At 31.8% G+C, this 19,759-nt stretch carries 13 protein-coding genes; 7 read left to right on the top strand and 6 right to left on the bottom strand.

Annotated features, from left to right (window positions below; genetic code table 11):
- From LOS86_RS12905 to LOS86_RS12935, 7 genes are all read left to right on the top strand, one after another.
- A complete protein-coding gene (locus tag LOS86_RS12905) occupies window positions 1-2,445 on the top strand; it encodes a bifunctional UDP-N-acetylmuramoyl-tripeptide:D-alanyl-D-alanine ligase/alanine racemase (RefSeq protein ID WP_231842484.1) in 2,445 nt (814 codons plus the stop codon).
- A 67-nt stretch (window positions 2,446-2,512) separates the two neighbouring features.
- Entirely contained in the window at window positions 2,513-2,884 is a 372-nt protein-coding gene (gene mscL, locus LOS86_RS12910) for a large conductance mechanosensitive channel protein MscL (RefSeq protein WP_231842485.1), read from the top strand.
- 156 nt (window positions 2,885-3,040) lie between these two features.
- Entirely contained in the window at window positions 3,041-4,030 is a 990-nt protein-coding gene (locus LOS86_RS12915; protein ID WP_231842486.1) for an aspartate-semialdehyde dehydrogenase, read from the top strand.
- Window positions 4,031-4,342: 312 nt separating this feature from the next.
- Window positions 4,343-4,666, top strand: coding sequence for a hypothetical protein (locus LOS86_RS12920; RefSeq protein WP_231842487.1), 324 nt, complete (start codon window positions 4,343-4,345; stop codon window positions 4,664-4,666).
- 64 nt (window positions 4,667-4,730) lie between these two features.
- Window positions 4,731-7,112 (top strand): TonB-dependent receptor, encoded by a 2,382-nt coding sequence (locus LOS86_RS12925; protein ID WP_231842488.1) that lies wholly within the window; start codon window positions 4,731-4,733, stop codon window positions 7,110-7,112.
- Between the two features lie 10 nt (window positions 7,113-7,122).
- Window positions 7,123-7,683 carry a type 1 periplasmic binding fold superfamily protein gene (locus tag LOS86_RS12930; RefSeq protein ID WP_231842489.1) on the top strand — a complete coding sequence of 187 codons (561 nt, stop codon included), beginning with the start codon at window positions 7,123-7,125 and terminating at the stop codon, window positions 7,681-7,683.
- 107 nt (window positions 7,684-7,790) lie between these two features.
- Entirely contained in the window at window positions 7,791-9,893 is a 2,103-nt protein-coding gene (locus LOS86_RS12935) for a prolyl oligopeptidase family serine peptidase (RefSeq protein WP_231842490.1), read from the top strand.
- A 72-nt stretch (window positions 9,894-9,965) separates the two neighbouring features.
- On the opposite strand, the gene LOS86_RS12940 is transcribed toward LOS86_RS12935, so the two are convergent.
- The 6 genes from LOS86_RS12940 to LOS86_RS12965 form a co-directional block, all read right to left on the bottom strand.
- On the bottom strand, window positions 9,966-10,766 hold the full coding sequence (locus LOS86_RS12940; protein ID WP_231842491.1) for a TIGR00266 family protein: 801 nt from the start codon (window positions 10,764-10,766) through the stop codon (window positions 9,966-9,968).
- A 107-nt stretch (window positions 10,767-10,873) separates the two neighbouring features.
- Window positions 10,874-11,188, bottom strand: coding sequence for a hypothetical protein (locus LOS86_RS12945; protein WP_231842492.1), 315 nt, complete (start codon window positions 11,186-11,188; stop codon window positions 10,874-10,876).
- A 4-nt stretch (window positions 11,189-11,192) separates the two neighbouring features.
- A complete protein-coding gene (locus LOS86_RS12950; protein WP_231842493.1) occupies window positions 11,193-13,442 on the bottom strand; it encodes a T9SS type A sorting domain-containing protein in 2,250 nt (749 codons plus the stop codon).
- Window positions 13,443-13,640: 198 nt separating this feature from the next.
- The gene (locus tag LOS86_RS12955) at window positions 13,641-15,947 is read right to left on the bottom strand and encodes a T9SS type A sorting domain-containing protein (RefSeq protein ID WP_231842494.1); all 2,307 of its coding nucleotides are present in this window, start codon (window positions 15,945-15,947) and stop codon (window positions 13,641-13,643) included.
- 93 nt (window positions 15,948-16,040) lie between these two features.
- A complete protein-coding gene (locus LOS86_RS12960) occupies window positions 16,041-16,793 on the bottom strand; it encodes a LytR/AlgR family response regulator transcription factor (RefSeq protein WP_231842495.1) in 753 nt (250 codons plus the stop codon).
- Window positions 16,774-19,695 (bottom strand): sensor histidine kinase, encoded by a 2,922-nt coding sequence (locus LOS86_RS12965; protein ID WP_231842496.1) that lies wholly within the window; start codon window positions 19,693-19,695, stop codon window positions 16,774-16,776. The genes LOS86_RS12960 and LOS86_RS12965 overlap by 20 nt, the downstream gene beginning before the upstream one ends.
- Window positions 19,696-19,759: the final 64 nt, after the last annotated feature.

Genomic DNA, 19,759 nt, shown 5'->3' on the forward strand with positions numbered 1-19,759 from the left:
TTGAATCTTACTATCCCACATATTATTTCATTTTGTAAAGGCGTTTTTCACGGAAATTCGGCTGAGTTTACGGCAAGTCATATTTCGATTGACAGCCGTTCGTTACAAAATGGAAGTAACACCTTGTTTTTTGCCATCAAAGGACAAAATCACGATGCGCATTTGTATTTGGAAGAGTTGATTGCAAAAGGCGTTCGCTATTTTGTAGTCGAATATATTCCAGAACATGTATACGAAAAAGCGAATTTCATTATCGTTGAAAATTCGTTAAACGCATTACAACAAACTGCGATTGGGTATCGAAAACAATTCGATTTTCCAATTGTGGGAATTACCGGAAGCAACGGAAAAACCATCGTAAAAGAATGGTTGAATTTCTTGTTGAGTCCGAATCATTTGATTGTTCGAAATCCGAAAAGTTACAATTCGCAAGTCGGTGTTCCTTTATCAATTTTAGCCATTGAAGGAAATTACGATTTGGGAATTTTTGAAGCTGGAATTTCGTTACCCAATGAAATGTCAAATTTAGAACACATCATTCAACCGAAATACGGCATTTTAACAAATATTGGTTCGGTTCACGATGAAGGTTTTGCGAATCGCGAAGCTAAAATTAAAGAGAAAGTGCAACTTTTTGAAAATTGTTCGGATGTTTTCTTGGAAAAAAATACTGAAATTGAAGCTTTACTTCCAAAAAACAGCCAAAAACACACTTGGAGTTTTTCGAATGAAAGCGCGAATCTTTTCGTTTCTAAGAAAAATGAAAATGGTAAAACCGAATTAACTTTTAAAAACGCAGCCAACACTTTTAGTGTAACTATTCCGTTTACTGATGAAAATTCGATTGAAAATGTAATTACTTGTGTAAATTTCATGCTGTTTTTAGGTGAAGAAATTCCGTTTATTCAAAATAGAGTATCGGAATTATATCCAGTAGAATTACGACTTCAAGCTAAAAAAGGCATCAACAATTGTTTGGTCATCGATGACAGTTATTCGGTGGATTATCAATCGTTGAAAATTGCATTGGATTTCTTAGAACAACAAAAATTACACGACAAAAAAACGATTATTTTATCCGATATTTTCACAAGTGGCATTGCCGTTGAAACACTTTACAATCAAGTAAAACAATCACTTTCGAAAAACAAAATCGAGCGTATTATTACCATTGGCGAAACCATCGGAAAACAATTGAACGATTTACCGAATGTGATTTCGTTTGCCACTACGCAAGAATTTTTACAGCAATTCAACACGCAATCCTTTCAAAACGAAACCGTTTTAGTAAAAGGTGCTCGCGGATTCAACTTTCATGAAATCGTAGTTTTATTGGAAGAGAAAAATCACGAAACCATTTTAGAAATCAATCTAGATGCGATTAGTCACAACCTGAATTTCTACAAATCCAAACTAAAACCTGAAACCAAAATCATGGTGATGGTTAAAGCATTTGGCTACGGAAATGGCGGTTACGAAATTGCGAAATTGCTCGAACATCATAAAGTCGATTATTTAGGCGTAGCGTTTGCCGATGAAGGCATTGAACTACGAAAAGCCGGAATTTCTACTCCAATTATGGTTTTAAATCCCGAAAACAATAGTTTTAGAGCCATGATTGCCTACAATTTAGAACCCGAAATTTATTCGATTACCGGTTTGCAAGCATTTTTAAAGATTGCCCAACAACAAAATATTTCGCACTATCCAATTCATATTAAATTGGATACCGGAATGCATCGTTTAGGCTTTGAACCGCATTTAATAAACGAATTGTGTTCCTTATTAAAAAACAACAATTTCGTCAAGGTGAAAAGCGTGTTTTCGCATTTAGCAGCGAGTGACGACTTGCAATTTGATGATTTCACGAAATTACAATTTCAACGTTTTGATGCGATGTATTCCGAATTAGAAAAAGTATTACCTTCAAAACCGATTCGTCATATTTTAAACACCTCTGGAATTTTCAATTATGCTGAAAAACAGATGGAAATGGTGCGATTAGGTATTGGTTTGTATGGTATTGGAAATTCGGAACACGAATTGAAAGTGTTGGAAAATGTAAGTACATTAAAAACCATTATTTCCCAAATAAGAGAAGTTTCACCAGAAGAAAGCATTGGTTACAGCCGAAGATTTCGAGTGACGCAAAAAATGAAAGTCGCTACAATTCCGATTGGTTATGCAGATGGCATTCGAAGAGCTTGGGGCAATGAAAAAGGATTTGTTACCATCAATAATCAAAAAGCTACGATTTTAGGTTCCATTTGTATGGACATGATGATGGTAGATGTTACGAACATTTCCTGTAAAACGGGAGATGAAGTCATTGTTTTTGGCAAAAATCCAAAAGTAACAGAAATGGCAAGTGTTATTGGAACAATTCCGTATGAAATTCTGACTGGAATTTCGCAACGTGTGAAACGAATTTTCTTCAAGAATTAACATTTTGTTTTAATTTTTGTATATTCGTTAAACTGAAAACTAAATTTAAACTTTAAAATCCCTGATTATGTTAAAAGAGTTCAAAGCTTTTGCCATGCGTGGTAATGTAGTAGACTTAGCCATTGGAGTTATCATTGGAGCAGCATTTGGAAAAATTGTAAGTTCATTTATTGAAGATGTTCTTACCCCATTGTTATTAAAACCAGCTTTAGAAGCAGCTAACTTATCTAAAATCGAAGATCTTACCGCTTTTGGAAGTGTAAAATACGGCATGTTTTTATCAGCTGTAATAAATTTTGTAATTGTAGCTTTCGTATTATTCCTAATTATTAAAGGAATGAACGCTGCTAAGAAAAAAGAAGAACCAGCTCCAGCGGCTCCAGCAGGACCAACACAAGAGCAATTGTTAGCTGAAATTAGAGATTTATTAAAAAAATAGTCGATACCGCTACATTATATATTCTAATTAAACCCCGATTCGTCGGGGTATTTTTTTAGAAACTTGTTACAAATCAAAACTTTTGTTATAATTTCATCAATATTTGCTAAGTCGTTTGAATATTCTATATTTTTGCATCATTAAATAACACATACAATGAGAGTAGCCGTAGTAGGCGCTACCGGAATGGTAGGCGAAATAATGCTTCAAGTATTAGCAGAACGTAATTTTCCTGTAACGGAGTTAATTCCAGTTGCTTCTGAAAAGTCAGTGGGGAAAGAAATCGAATGGAAAGGTAACACCTATAAAGTAGTAGGTTTACATACCGCTGTAGATATGAAACCTGAGATTGCTTTGTTTTCGGCAGGTGGAGAAACTTCTTTAGAATGGGCTCCAAAATTTGCTGCTGTAGGAACAACCGTAATCGATAATTCTTCTGCTTGGCGAATGGATGCTACTAAGAAATTAGTCGTGCCTGAAATCAATGCATCGGTTTTAACTAAGGAAGACAAAATTATTGCAAATCCAAACTGTTCAACGATTCAAATGGTAATGGCTCTAGCACCTCTACATGCCAAATATGACATCAAACGTATTGTAGTTTCTACTTACCAATCGATTACCGGAACTGGAGTAAAAGCAGTGCGTCAGTTAGAAAATGAATATGCAGGTATTGAAGGTGAAATGGCTTACAAATATCCTATTCACCGAAATGCCATTCCTCAATGTGATAGTTTTGAAGCAAACGGTTACACCAAAGAAGAAATGAAATTGGTACGCGAAACGCAAAAAATCTTAAATGATAATACTATTGCGGTTACCGCAACGGCAATTCGTATTCCAGTAGTTGGCGGACACAGTGAAGCGGTTAACGTTCAGTTTGAAAATGATTTTGATGTAAACGAAGTACGTCAAATTTTACAAAACACACCTGGTGTAACGGTTCAAGATAATTTAGAAACGTTTACGTATCCAATGCCAATTTACGCACAAGGAAAAAACGATGTTTTCGTAGGTAGAATTCGAAGAGATGAAAGCCAACCCAACACCATCAACATGTGGATTGTGGCAGATAACTTAAGAAAAGGAGCAGCAACAAACACAATTCAAATTGCAGAATATTTGGTTGAAAATAATCTAGTATAATTTTAGCCACAGATTTCACAGATTAACACGGATTGAATCTTTTTGAATCTTTTAATCCGTGGCAATAAGAATTCACTTTGAATTAATTTCAAAATACTTGTTTGGAAATAATCTAGTATAAATTTTTAGCCACTGATTACATGGATTAGCACGGATTGAATCCTTTTGAATCCTTTATTCAGTGGCAAAAACAAATAACCACGAACTAACGAATAAGTCATCAAAACTTAAAAATTCGTTAATTCGTGGTTTGTTTTTTGGCTTTACCCTAAAAGCAGTATCTTTGTGATGGTGAAAAAGAAATTACTACATATGAATTTGTTTTTGATGCTTGCCGTATTATTTACAGTAAGTTATCAATCTATTCACACTTTTTCGCATGATCACCATTTAAAAACAGAATGTTGTGATGATTCACATCATTTGAATTTTAAAACTTCTGAAAAAACGTTTACCGAAAGTGACGACTGTCCGATTTGTGATTTCAAATTTGCCGCTTTCCTTTCACCAGAAGTTTTTCACCTTGACTTTATTCCTTCGTTTTACGAAATTCCGTATCAATTCAACAGTAATGAATCTTGCATTACGTTTGATGGAAATTCGTTCTATCTTCGCGGTCCGCCTGCTTTAGTTTAAAAATATATTTTGATATCATTACCAAAAAATAATGATACGTTGTTGTTCATTTAAACTAAAAGAAATGCGATTCTTATCGATATTATTTTTCTTTTTGGTTGGCTTTTTCGGATACGCTCAAGTTACGATTACTGGCGTTATTTTGGATGAAAATGGCTTACCACTGAGAGATGCTCACGTACACATTGCTAATAAAACAACTTCAACCGATGCAAACGGAAGTTATGTTTTATCAGGCATTCCAAAAGGGAAACAGAAACTCTATATTTCGTTTATAGGCTATCATGCTATTGAGGAAACTATCGAAATTTCAACCGATTTAACTATCAATCGTCAATTGAAATTAGATGTTACCAAGTTAGATGATATTACTATTCGACAACTTTCGAATTCAAAAAGCGAAAGTAGCAACGAACAAGTTTTGAAAAGCGCTACCATTGAAAAATTTAGCAATCAAACCTTGGGTGAAGCCCTGAAAGAAGTTTCTGGAGTTTCTATTTTAAAAACGGGAAGTACAATTGTTAAACCAATAATTAATGGTTTGCATAGCAATCGTGTGCCAATTATCAACAATAATGTTCGATTAGAAGACCAACAATGGGGAACCGAACACGCACCAAATCTCGATATCAATTCAGCCGGAAAAATCACTGTGATTAAAGGCGCTTCTGCCTTGCAATATGGTGGTGATGCTATTGGTGGAATTGTAGTCATCGAACCTGAATTGATTAAAAAAGACACTTTGGTTGGAAAAACAATTCTCAACTTAGCTTCAAACGGAATGGGTGGAAGCTTAAGTTCAAGTCTTCAAAAAGGAAATCGCTATGGGTGGAGTTGGAATGCTCTGGGAACTTTCAAATACTTAGGCGATAAAGAAACGCCTGATTATATGTTGTCGAATTCGGGAAATCGCGAACAAAATTTTTCGGGTGGCATTCGTTATGCTCAAGAAAAGTATAATTTCAATGCGATGTACAGTTTTTACAATGCGCAAATTGGAATCATCAAAGCATCTCATATTGGAAATGTAAATGATTTATACAATTCCATCAACAAACAACAACCAAGCGTAATTGAACCTTTCACCTACTCGATTGATGCGCCAAAACAAGAAGTACAACATCATTTGGCAAAAGTGAATTACCAAAGATGGCTGAGCGAAAACGCTTCGATTGATTTTCAATATGCGTTTCAATTCAATAATCGTTTAGAATTTGATGTAAGAAGAAGTAGTGCTAACAATGACAAAGCCGCATTTGATTTACAATTGGCAACACATACTTTTTTAGCAGATTACAAAACAAATATTGGAAATTGGCGATTGAAATCGGGATTGAATTTGGGTTACCAAAACAATTTTGCGAATCCAAAAACAGGTGTTCGTCCATTAATTCCGAGTTATGAAAAACTAGATGCTGGTTTATACGGAATTGCCGTTTATAAATTCGACAATGCGACTTCGTTAGAATCGGGAATTCGTTATGATTTTTCGACTATCGAAGCAACAAAATATTATTTGAAATCAAGATGGACAGAACGTGGCTATGATGCCGAATTTTCACATTTTATTGTGGGCGAAGAAGGCAATCAATGGTTAACGAAACCTACTTTTGATTATCATAATATTACGGCAAATATCGGATTTAGAAAGCAATTTCATCATGAAATGGAATGGTTAGTGAATGTGAGTTTAGCTTCTCGAAATCCAAATCCGTCCGAATTATTTAGCGATGGATTGCATCATTCAACAGGTCAAATTGAATTAGGTGATTTACGTTTGGAAAAAGAGCAAGCGTATAAATTCAATACGACTTTTAATAAAGATTGGAAATCGTTTCGTATCCAAATTAATCCGTTTATTAACCGAATTTCGAACTTCATTTATTTGCAACCTACTGGTTTTGAAACTACTATTCGTGGTGCTTTTCCAGTTTGGGAATTCAAACAAACGGAAGCTTTGTTAGCGGGTTTTGATGTCAATACCAAATGGGAAATTTCCAACCATTTTTCACACGAATTAGGAATGGCTTATGTAAACGGACAAAATCTAAGTACTAACGAGTATTTGATTGATATGCCACCATTTGTCATTAATAATAAAATTCAATACAAAAACGAATCTTGGTTTAATTTCGTAGGTGAATTAAAGAGTGAAACAGTTTTCAGACAAAATCAATTCCCGAATTACAATTTTGAAACTAACATTGTGGTAAATAATATACTAACTCCGGTAATAGTTGATATAAGTTCGCCACCAAATGGCTATCATTTATTACATTTGTATAGCGAAATGACATTTAAAATCAATAAAAGAAATAGCTTAACCACCTCATTTAGTATTCAAAACATAATGAACACAACGTATCGAGATTACCTAAATCGTCAACGCTTTTATGCGGATGAAATGGGTAGAAATGTTCAAATTCAATTAAAATTTAATTATTAAAAAACAAAACATGAAAAATTTAAAACTTATCGTACTATTAGTAATACCAGTATTATTTTCAACATCTTGTTCAAACGATGATGAAGTAGTAAATGAAGAAGAAGTTATAACAACCGTTACCACAACCTTAACTGGTGGAGGGCAAGTGATTACATTAACTTCTCGAGATTTAGATGGAGATGGTCCTAATGCTCCAGTTGTGACTGTTTCTGGAAACTTAACTGCAGGTACAACTTATCAAGGTTCCACAACCTTCTCTAACGAATTAGCAGATCCATTTGAAGATATAACTGCAGAAATTGAAGAAGAAAATTTAGATCATCAAATATTTTATTTTTTAAGTGGAGCTTTAGGTAATATAACCTATAGTGCTAGCGATTTAGATTCTGAAGGAAATCCTGTTGGTTTACATTTTACTTTTGTTGCAGGAGCTTCGGGAACAACAGGAACATTAACTGTTACTTTAAGACACTTACCAAACAAAAACGCAGTTGGTGTTGCAGAAGGAGACATTACAAATGCGGCAGGGAATACAGATGCTGAAGTTTATTTTCCGTTAACTATTAACTAAATAGCTCATTTTTAAGATAAAAAACGACTGAAATTTCAGTCGTTTTTGTTTTTTAACAAATCTTTAGAATTCAATTGAATATCTTTGTTTTAATCAACAAACACAATATGAAAAAAACAATAACAGTATCCGCTATTGTTTGTACACTTGTTATGAACGCACAAACAAAAATCAATTATCCTGAAACAAAAAAAATCGACCATGTTGACACGTATTTTGGTGAAAAAATCAATGACCCTTATCGTTGGTTAGAAGACGACCGAAGCGCAGAAACGGAAGCATGGGTAAAAGCACAAAATGTAGTAACGTATGGTTATTTAGAACAAATTCCATACAGAAATCAACTTAAATCTAGAATGGAACAACTATGGAATTACGAAAAAATTTCGGCTCCATTCAAAGAAGGTGATTTTACCTATTACTACAAAAACAATGGACTTCAAAATCAATCGGTTTTGTACCGAAAAGACAAAGCGGGTAAAGAAGAAGTTTTTTTAGATCCAAATACCTTTTCAAAAGATGGTACTACATCTCTAGGCGGATTAAATTTCAGTAAAGACGGAAGTTTAGTCGCTTATGCTATTTCAGAAGGCGGTAGTGATTGGAGAAAAGTGATTGTAATGGAAGCTAAAACTAAGAAAATCATTGGCGACACCATTGTAGATGTAAAATTCAGTGGCGTTTCTTGGTACAAAAACGAAGGTTTTTATTATTCAAGCTATGATAAACCTGTTGGAAGTGAATTATCAGCAAAAACAGACCAACACAAATTGTATTATCACAAATTAAATACTTCACAAAAAACAGATAAATTAATTTTCGGTGGCGATGTAAAAAGAAGATATGTTGGTGGTTATGTTTCGGAAGATGAGAAGTATTTATTTATTTCGGCAGCGAATTCAACTTCTGGAAATGAATTATACTATTTAGATTTATCAAAGCCTAATGCTAAAATCGAAACGTTAATTGACAATTACGAAAATGATAATGATGTTTTAGACAACAAAGGTTCTAAAATTTATTTAGTCACCAATTATAAAGCACCAAACAAACGCGTAGTGACTTTTGATTTAGCAAATCCAGCTAAAGAAAACTGGAAAGATTGTATTCCAGAAACTGAAAATGTATTGTCGCCAAATACTGGTGGTGGTTATATTTTCGCAAGTTATATGAAAGATGCGGTTTCGTTCATTAAACAATATGATTACAACGGAAAATTAGTGCGTGATATTCAATTGCCAGGTGTTGGAACAGCTGGTGGTTTTGGTGGAAAAGAAAAAGAAACTACTTTATATTTTTCGTTTACGAATTATGTAACACCAGGAACTATTTACACTTTTGATCCAAAAACCGGAAAATCAGCAGTATATCAAAAACCAAAAGTGGATTTCAATTCAGCTGATTACGAATCAAAACAAGTGTTTTATACTTCAAAAGATGGCACAAAAGTTCCGATGATTATTACGTATAAAAAAGGAACCAAATTAAACGGAAAAAATCCAACCATCCTTTATGGATATGGAGGATTTAATGTGAGTTTAACCCCATCATTTAGTATTGCAAACGCGGTTTGGTTAGAAAATGGCGGAGTTTACGCTGTTGCGAATTTACGCGGTGGTGGTGAATATGGTAAAAAATGGCACGATGCAGGAACGCAATTGCAAAAACAAAACGTTTTTGATGATTTCATTGCTGCTGCTGAATATTTAATCAAGGAAAACTACACTTCTTCTGATTATTTAGCGATAAAAGGAGGCTCTAATGGTGGTTTATTAGTTGGTGCCGTAATGACACAACGCCCAGATTTAGTAAAAGTGGCGTTACCTGCAGTTGGAGTATTAGACATGTTGCGTTATCATACCTTTACTGCAGGAGCAGGTTGGGCATACGATTACGGAACATCGGAACAAAGCAAAGAAATGTTTGAATACATTAAAGGATATTCACCAGTACATAACGTAAAAGCAGGTGTGAAATATCCAGCAACAATGGTAACAACAGGAGACCATGATGACCGAGTAGTACCGGCTCACAGTTTCAAATTTGCTGCTGAATTGCAAGCGAAACAAGCTGGAGATAACCCAGTTTTAATTCGTATTGATGTAAATGCGGGTCACGGAGCTGGAAAATCAGTAGCGGCATCGATACAAGAAAATGTGGATATGCAAGTATTTACATTGTATAATATGGGCATCACAACCCTTAAATAATTGGATTTAGGTTTAAATGAAAAATCCCGAAAAAATGAAAGTTTTCGGGATTTTTTTATTTAAATATTCAAATTAAAAACGATTATCTCCATCTAAAAGATTTCCAAGTCCGCCTAATAAACTACCTTCCCCTTTATCTTTTCCTCCCATTTGAGGAGCTGCTTGAATAACTCTATCAGCTAAACGACTAAACGGCAATGATTGAATATAAGCTACACCAGGACCTCGAAGGGTAGCAAAGAAAACACCTTCACCACCAAAAATAGTATTCTTAATTCCGCCTACAAATTCAATATCATAATCAACATCTTTTGTGAATCCAACAATACAACCTGTATCTACTTTTAATACTTCGCCAGGTTGAAGTTCTTTTCGAGCTAATGTACCTCCTGCATGAACAAATGCCATTCCATCTCCTTCCAATTTTTGCATAATAAACCCTTCACCACCAAATAAACCGCGGCCTAATTTTTTTGAAAAATCAATTCCAATGGAAACTCCTTTTGCAGCACAAAGAAAAGCATCTTTTTGGCACACAAACTTTCCGCCATATTTCATTAAATCTATCGCTACAATTTTTCCAGGATAGGGTGAAGCAAAAGAGACTTTACGCTTCCCCATATCGATATTTTGATAGGCCGTCATAAATAGACTTTCACCAGTTAAAACTCGTTTCCCTGCTGATAATAATTTTCCAAAAATCCCTCCTTCTTGTTTACTTCCATCACCAAAAATGGTTTCCATTTTAATGCCGTTGTCCATCATCATAAAACTTCCTGCTTCGGCAATAACCACCTCTTGCGGATCTAACTCAATTTCAACATATTGCATTTCTTCACCATAAATATGGTAATCTATTTCGTGTGCTTGCATAATTTTTAGTTTTTTATTATTAGTCGAAGACTAAAATAAAATGTTACTATAAAAATAAAAAACCGAAAACAAGATTTGCTTTCGGTTTTGAAATATTTTGATTTTATTTATTTCATTAATTCGGATAATTTCAATGTTTTTCCACACATATCGGCAGTAATTTTAAAAATAACATCTCCTTTTTTACCTTCATTTGCCCATCGAACTTCTTTTCCAACGTTACATCCAATACTGGTTTTTGAACCTTTATTTAAAGACACAAAACCTGTACCTGTATGAATTGATATTTTATCTTTAGTGTCATTAATTAACGAAAAACTACTTTCAATGTTTATTTCGTTTAAAGTGGCATCTGCGTAATTAATATTAACTACATTTATTCCTACAATTGAGAAATAAACAACAATTAAAATACTTTTCATTATCTTATTTTTTAACGATTTTTTGAATTGATTTTTTTCCAACATTATTTTCCAAAGATACTATGTAAAGGCCTGATGGTAAATCATGAATTTGTAAATAGGTATTTTGAGTTTCTAAAAGCACTCTTCCGTCTAACGAATACAAAATCACTTTTGCTATTTCATCATCAGATTGAATATATAAATCGCCATTTGTTGGGTTTGGATATATTGTAAATGCTTTTGTTGAATTAAAATCTGAATTTGACAATGCCGCATCAAATTCATAAGCTCCTAAATCAACATCTGTGTCTACAAACCTATTATTACCTGCTAAATCTGTTGTAATTTCGGCTGGTAAATTTGAGTTTATACCTGTATTAATTGCGACCGATAAAGATGTTAATTTATAATTAGAATCTAATAGAGGATCTGTATTACTGCCACCATTTTGTGCTCCTTGCTCAATGTTTGAATAGATACAAGAAAATATAGCATTATTTTTTGTTATAGGAGTATTAGAACCATTACCCCAAATAATTGAATTTCTCGCATGAACATTATTGGTATTATCAACTCGTATTACACTCCCATTAATTCCAGAATTATTTGAAATTGTAGTATTTAATATTTGGCAAGACATGCTACTTCCATTTCCTCCATTTGCAGTACTTGCAAAAAAGTAGAGACCTGCAGGGCCATTTATAGTTGTGTTATCATGTAGCAAGCAATTAATAATTTTACCTGTTGTCATTTGAGCATATCCCCCCGAACTTAAAAAAAGTACATGAGCATTTTGTGTAGCATAATTATTTTTGAAGATGCAACTTGTAAAATAGATGTTTTGATACATACTGTTAACACCTGTAGAATACCAATTTGAAAAAACCGAAGTATCTGTTGCCGAATTTTTTTCAAAAACACAATTTGAAACATTTAAATCTACTTCAGTATTTTGTAAATAAGAATGTAAAAACAAAGCACCTCCTCTATTGTGTAAATATTGTGCAGAAGCAGTTCCTGATGTTAAAGTTGTACCATTAGCATTTGCTCCAGATAAATAAAACCCATCTATTACAACAATCCTAGGATCGCCTTTTACTGTTACAATATGATATAAATTTTCGGAACGAGTAGCTTCAGATGGATTTATATTAGAATTATCGTTTCCATTTACATCGCCATTTAAAATAGTCAGGTTGTTTCTAAAATTTCGTTGTTCTAATGTAGTTTCAGTACCATTGAATCCGCCATAAATTTTAGTTTTTTTATCAATTAAAAAAGTTGAATTTCTTCCACTTCCAAATGGTGTGTAGATACCTTGCGCTACCCAAATATCATCTCTAAAAGGGTTGTTAGTAATTGCCAATTGTAAGTTTGTGTATGCATTTGCCCATGAAGTACCATCATTGTTTCCCGATGCATTTACATCAACATAAATAGGAGATTGAGGATGTTCTTCATAATACAATTCACCAATTTCTGCAACTGATAATTCTCTTTCATAATATTTTACTTGATCAATTTGATCTGTATATTTTTGTAATGGGTTTGTATTTCCTGGATAACTTCCAATATAAAAAGGTTGCATTCTATTTATAGCCTCTCTAACTAATTGACCATTTGTATATGACGGCACAACTGTTTGATTTGCATTTCCAACTAAATAATTATCTATATACATTTTAGAATAATAATTTATTGTCCATGCAACATATGGAGCAAAAACAGTGCTTGAAGCAGTTGAATTTACTGCACATACTACATGATGCCAATTCCCATCTGCCACATTAATACTTGAAGTAACATAAACCGTATTTACATCTGTAATTGAAGTATTACCATACCCAAATACATTATAAAATTGTAATTGTCCGTTGTATAATTCAACGATAAGACCTCTTACTGGTGAATTTCCTTTTTGATGAATGATAAATTTAGAATTTGCATTATCTATAGTTGTAGATTTTATCCAAAAGCTAATTGTATATGCGTTTACATATGTTTGTTCCGTTCCACCTGAATATAAGTAATCTCCATTTAATTGTAGAGCACTATTTATATTATTGTTTCTATCATCTGTAAAAGCAGCATTTGAACCACTTTTAATCAAATCTACTAAACCTGATTGTAAACTTGATTGAATATTTGAATTAAGATATTGATTTCCAGAACCATATGTAAAATCATATTCTTTAACCAATCCGTTTGTTGGCACTTGCGCCAAAGTAAAAAAACTTGCAAGAAGTAATGTAAAAAGTAATTTTAGTTTCATAATAATAAATTTATAGTGTAAAGATTATAGTAAATCATAATTTAAATGATGAATTTTTTCTGAAAGGGGGTGTTTTTTTTCTAAATGGAAAAAAGAGATTGATTTAATAAAAAAATCCTGAACGTATCAGGATTCATTTAAATAATTCATTTATAAAATAATTATGAATTCAAATTGAACAATACTTTAAAATACAGGTTATTTCTTAATAATTCTTTGATTATTAATCTTATCATTTTCAGTTTCAATGGTAACTAGAAATATTCCTGATGGTAACTCTTTAACATGAATAGAATTTGAATAATTTTCAATTAGTTTTCTCCCATCTAATGAATACAACGTTATTTTTTTAATTTTTTCTTCCGTTTGAATGTATAATGTTTCTGAAACCGGATTTGGATAGACAATAAAATCATTAGATAAATTAAAATCTGAATTTGACAATGCTGCATCATATTCATAAGCTCCTTTGTCAACAGTTCCTACAAAACGATTGTTCCCTGACAAATCTGTTGCGTACAATGATGATAAATAAGTGTTATTTCCCGAATTTATTGCTGGAGAACTTGATTGGAGTGTAAAATCAGTATTAAAAAGCGGATTCACATTTACGTTAGTTCCAGATGAATATCCTTCTGTAATATTTGCATTCATAGTAGGATATTGTGAAATATTAGGCGAATAAAATGTTTGAATAGAAGATTGATTTCCATTTGTTGCGTTTCCAAATAATATATTATTATAAAATCCACAATTACTAGCATTATCAAAACGCAATACCTGATTTGGTCCACCCGAAATTATTCCTCCTCTATTTTTTGAAAAAGTTGAATTAACAATATTTACATCTAATCCAAGTTGTGTTGGGCCTCCACCAGCAGTACTTGCAAAAAGATAAACAGCTGCCGGACCATTTACAGAAACGTTATCATGAAATAAACAGTTTACGATTTCTCCTTTGCCTACCCATTGATTCGATATTGATCCAACGTGTAAAATAGCACTACCACTATTTGAATGATTATTTTTAAATATACAATTTTCAAAATTTACATCATATGAAACCTGTGGAGCATTTGAATTATAATACACCCCAAATACTCCTGTTTCAAAACCTGTGTTATGTTGAAAAATACAATTTCTGAAAGTGGCTGAAATATTTTCACTAATATTTTTACCTAATACCTGTATGGCACCACCCCTAGTTCTGTAAAATTGATTGCTTCCGGTTGTCATTATTGTACCATTAGCATTTCCTCCAGAAATTGTAAATCCATCAATTAGTAATTCATGTACTCCATCATCTAAAATGATAGTATGATATTTATTATCGTTTCTCGTGAAATGATTGTAAATAATATCATTTGGATTTGTAGAGTCATTTCCGTTTGTATCACCACTTATTACCGTTATATTTGTTTCAGGATTTCTTTGATTTAAACTCGTTTCAGTTCCATCAAAACCGCCATAAAACTTACCATGAGATAAAAACTCAAATCCTTGATATTGTTGCCCAGGAAATTTGTAAGTACCTGCTTTTACCCAAACTTCTTTTTTAAATGGATTTAAAACAATTGCATCCCATAATGTAGTATATGCATTTGACCAAGAGTTACCCGACATAGTACCTGTTGCTGATGCATCAACATAGATAGGGCCTGGAGTAACATTTTCATGAAATAAAGCATCTACATCTGATTCTGACAGACTTGTTTCATAGTACCTAATATCGTCTATTACATCTCTATATTGTAATAAAGGTGAAGAAACGGTACTTTGATTTCCAATAATTAGTCCTTTTGATGGATCTAAGACTTGATAAGTAAAAGTACCTGTTGGAAGAGTTGCTACTACATTATTTGTAATATTACTTTCTAAATAATTATCTATATATACTTTTTGATTAACAATCAGTTCATAAGTTGTATCTGAACCATTAGGTGTTTCATTAAGGGTTGTTTCAACATTAAGAACAATATGATGCCATTGATATGGGCTATTTGAAAAGTAATTAAAAGGAGTAGGATAACTGTTCCATAAATGATTACTAACAGCAGAATTAGGATTATATTTCACATAAGTTTGAAACTGAAGTCTTCCAGCTACTAATGTAATGAAACTACCTACATTCCCATTTCCTGTACCAGGAACTTGTAATTGATGTAAAATATTTCTAGCATAACCATCATTTTCATCTGCTTTCATCCAAAAACTAAAAGCATAATTTTGAACATTTGCAGATGCTGTACTTCCACAGTATAAAATTGATCCGTTTAAGTTTTTTGCATTTGCATTTACTGGCAAACTATTTTGAAATCGATCATTATCATTTACTGAAGAACCATTTGAAATTAAATTAACCGTGCCTGCTTGAAGCGGAGTTTGAACTGTTGATGCTAAACTTCCTCCTGTAAATAAATATTCTTTAACCAATCCGTTTGTTGGCACTTGTGCCAAAGTAAAAAAACTTGCAAGAAGTAATGTAAAAAGTAATTTTAGTTTCATAATAATATATTTTATGAAACAAAGTTGACTTCAATAAGAAGAAAAAAATAGTATTTCTTTCTGAATAGTTACATTTTTTTTCTGAATGGAAGATTAAAAAACTTCATGAATTAATTTCATGAACTCTTCTCGCTTTTCTTTTGCCAACGGAATTGATTTATTGTTTTCCATTATAAGATAAACTCCATCATTTTTAGACAATTCTTTTAGATACTTCATGTTTATCAAATAAGAACGATGCGGTTTATAAAAAATCGTTTTAGTTTCTAATTGATCTGCAAAATGCTTCAGAGGTTTGCAAATTAATTGACTTTCATTTCCTTTTAAATAAACTTTGGTATACATACCATCAGCTTCAAAAAATAGAATATCATCATGGGATACAAACATTATCCCTTTTGGGATTTCCAATGCCATTTTATTTAATGATAGTTGTTGAAATGCTTTTTTTAAATCTTCTAATTTTTGATTCACTTTTTCACTTTCTAACAACGTTTTAGCTTTTTGAACCGCTTGTATAAACTCGGATTTATCAATAGGTTTTAACAAATAATCAACTGCCGCTAACTTAAATGCTTGAAGTGCATAATCATTATATGCTGTTATAAAAATGATTTGAAATGCAACTTCGTTTGGATTAAAAAATTCTAAAATTTGCAACCCAGAATGTTTAGGCATTTCAATGTCTAAAAAAACGATATCGGGTTGATGTTCTTTAATAATTGCTACACCACTTTCGAGATCTGAAGCTTGAAATATTTCCATTATTTCAGAACAATTTTCTTCTATTAAAACCTGAATTAACTTTCTGGATTTTAACTCGTCATCAATGATTACTGCTTTCATTATCAAATGGAATTTCTATGATTACTTGTGTGCCAAGTGCCTCATTATTACTATTTACTTTATCAATAATTGCTACTGATATTTTATTTTTGCGCATTCTATTAAGTAAAACTACTCTTTTTTGATTGGCTGTTGTAGCAAATGAATTGTGCTGTTCAACTCTTCCTTTTTTATAGTTTTCTGCTTCTTTTCTTCCTACTCCATTATCATCAATAATACAAATTAGCTTAGCATCAGATTGTTTAAATTGAACTGATAATTTTCTGTCGTTAACTTTATGTAAAAGACCGTGTTTAATTGCATTTTCTACATAAGGCTGAATAAATAAAGAAGGAACAAAGATAGTTTTGTGAAGCAGATTAGACTCTATATCAATACTGTAATTTAAAGTGTCTTCAAATCGATCTTTTTCTAATTCTAAATACAATTTTAATGCTTCAACTTCATCTTTTAAAAGTACTTCTTGATTTCGACTTTGATTTAAATACAATCGTATTAATCGTGAAAATTTTACAAGATAGGTACTTGCCATATCTTTTTCATTCGACATGATATATTCTTGAATAGAATTCAAGGCATTAAATATAAAATGTGGATTCATTTGAGACCTTAAATTCTCAAGTTGAGAAAACAACAATTCCCGCTCTGATTTGGCTTGTTTTACTATTTGTTCTTGCTTTTGTTGCTTTTTTAACGAATTGTAATAAAACAAAAACCAACTAATGGCTACCGTAATCAACGAAAGCACTAGATAAAACCACCATTTTTGCCAAAAAGGAGAATTAATCTCAATTGAAATCGTTTGGCTTTTTGAGGCAACACTATTTTTATTTATAGCTCTAACTTCAAATGAATAATCTCCGGATGGTAAACTATTATATTTAACAAAGTTGAGTCCGTTATCTAATGTTTGCCAATTGTCATTAGAATGCAAACGATATTGATAATTAATAAACGCTTCCTTTTGAAAACCTGTTACATTAAATGCGATTTTTAAAGAATTTGAATCATAATCCAAAACCAATTTTTTCTTATTGGCTATTTTTTCATTATTTACTTCTACCGAAGTAATAAAAACATCTGGTGTTTTATATTCTTTAAAACAATACTTTTTGTCTAATAAATAAACTCCTTTTTTTGATGCAATTATTACATTTTCATTTGTAATTTCAATATCAACAAAATCATAAGTTTCTAAACCATCACTCTTTAATAAATTTTGGAATTTTTGAGTTTGCATGTCAAAAAGTTGCAAGCCATTATCTGTCGCAATCCAAATTTTATCTTGATCTACTTTTAATTTACCTAAATAATTAGATAAGAGTCCATTTTTAATAGAATAGTTTTGAATTTTATTTCCTTTTTCAATTTTAAGAAGACCGTCTTCAAAGGTGGAAATCCACGCGTTTTTATCGTAATCAATCACTAAATCAACTGAAAAAATAGAATGATTTTGAAATTTTATTTCTGTTAAGTTTGCCTTTTCTTGCTTAAAAAGCCCATCCACATACCCCATATAAAATGAATCATCGTTAAATGCCGATGTGTAAGAACGTTTTTTTCTTAAATCTTGAAAAGCATATTGAATATTGGTTGAACTATATGAAGGTTTACTCAATTGATGAATTTTTTCTGATGACAGATTATGATTAGTTGGTAAATTAATCATTTGGGCATTGTTATACGTCCCGTATAGAAGATTGTTTTTTTGAATTGAAAGTGTTTTTGCTGCAAAAATTTGTGAAAAATTATACAATTTTCTCTTTTTCAAATCCCATACATGTCCCGCTTTATCTTGACTCACATAGACTACATTTCTAACTTCATCAAACAACAATTTTGTTACTTTAGAATTTGATGGCAACTCAAAAAGTTGTGTTTTAAAATTATGTGTATCTATCCAACCTAATTTTCCATCAAAAGTACCAAACAAAATAAATTGACTGTTAATTCTTTCTAAATCGGTGATTTTTAAATCATTCAGGTCATTTAATTTTAAAATATTTATGTTTGGAATAACAAATATTCCGTTTTGTAAAGTAGCTATCCAATAATTCTGATTTTTATCTTTTAAAACATTGGTAACAACTTCATTTTCTAGAAAACTTCTTTTAAAAACTAAATCATCTTTAATTATTTGATAAATATAAACTCCAGATGCAGTACAAATCCAAATTTCATTATCAATATTTAGTAATTTATTGATATTTTTATCTGTAAGCTCTTTAAGATTTACACTTAAATACTTATTGTTTTTGTATTCTAAAACATGAGAAGAAACATCATTGTAAACGCATAAAATTTTTCCATTTACATTGAGATAACAAAATTTATTTATGGCTTTTCCTTGAAAATTTATAGGCAATCCATCGCTAATTTTAGTATCATTTAACTTCCTAACATTATTAGCATGAATAAAATAGAATTGATTATTAAAAAAAAATGGTGAATGATAATAAACAGAAGCTACTTCTTCATCTTTAAAAAAATTCCCTGACTTTGCATCAATTGATTGTTTGTAAATACCATTTTCTGTTAAAGCGATTAGTTCGTTATGAAGTATTTTAAATTCCGATAATTTACCATTAATTTGATCTTTTAAGTCTACAAAAAGGGACATCTTTTCATTATAAATATAAAAAAACTGCCCCGAAATATTATTGCACCAAATTCTACCTTTACTATCCTGAAGTAATCCAAAAACCGACAATCCTCTTTTTTGAGGATGTGAAAACAAAGTGTAGACTTTTCCGTCATATCGAAACAATCCTTTATTTGCAGCTATCCATATGTAGCCATTAGAATCTTCTAATACGTCATAAATTTCATAATCGGGTAAACCTTCTTTATCGGTTAAATGAATGGTAACAGGATCTTGTGCCCAAATTTGGACAACAAACAAAAAGAATATAAAATGTAGAAATTTACTTTTCAAAATTGAGATTAAACCATAAAAATAGTAGAAA

The sequence above is a fragment of the Flavobacterium cyclinae genome, assembly GCF_021172145.1.
Classification (GTDB): Bacteria; Bacteroidota; Bacteroidia; order Flavobacteriales; family Flavobacteriaceae; genus Flavobacterium; species Flavobacterium cyclinae.

Coding starts and splice junctions, on each gene's coding strand:
- mscL (WP_231842485.1), top strand. CDS start 2,513: ATGTTAAAAGAGTTCAAAGCTTTTGCCATGCGTGGTAATGTAGTAGAC.
- LOS86_RS12915 (WP_231842486.1), top strand. CDS start 3,041: ATGAGAGTAGCCGTAGTAGGCGCTACCGGAATGGTAGGCGAAATAATG.
- LOS86_RS12920 (WP_231842487.1), top strand. CDS start 4,343: ATGAATTTGTTTTTGATGCTTGCCGTATTATTTACAGTAAGTTATCAA.
- LOS86_RS12925 (WP_231842488.1), top strand. CDS start 4,731: ATGCGATTCTTATCGATATTATTTTTCTTTTTGGTTGGCTTTTTCGGA.
- LOS86_RS12930 (WP_231842489.1), top strand. CDS start 7,123: ATGAAAAATTTAAAACTTATCGTACTATTAGTAATACCAGTATTATTT.
- LOS86_RS12935 (WP_231842490.1), top strand. CDS start 7,791: ATGAAAAAAACAATAACAGTATCCGCTATTGTTTGTACACTTGTTATG.
- LOS86_RS12940 (WP_231842491.1), bottom strand. CDS start 10,766: ATGCAAGCACACGAAATAGATTACCATATTTATGGTGAAGAAATGCAA.
- LOS86_RS12945 (WP_231842492.1), bottom strand. CDS start 11,188: ATGAAAAGTATTTTAATTGTTGTTTATTTCTCAATTGTAGGAATAAAT.
- LOS86_RS12950 (WP_231842493.1), bottom strand. CDS start 13,442: ATGAAACTAAAATTACTTTTTACATTACTTCTTGCAAGTTTTTTTACT.
- LOS86_RS12955 (WP_231842494.1), bottom strand. CDS start 15,947: ATGAAACTAAAATTACTTTTTACATTACTTCTTGCAAGTTTTTTTACT.
- LOS86_RS12960 (WP_231842495.1), bottom strand. CDS start 16,793: ATGAAAGCAGTAATCATTGATGACGAGTTAAAATCCAGAAAGTTAATT.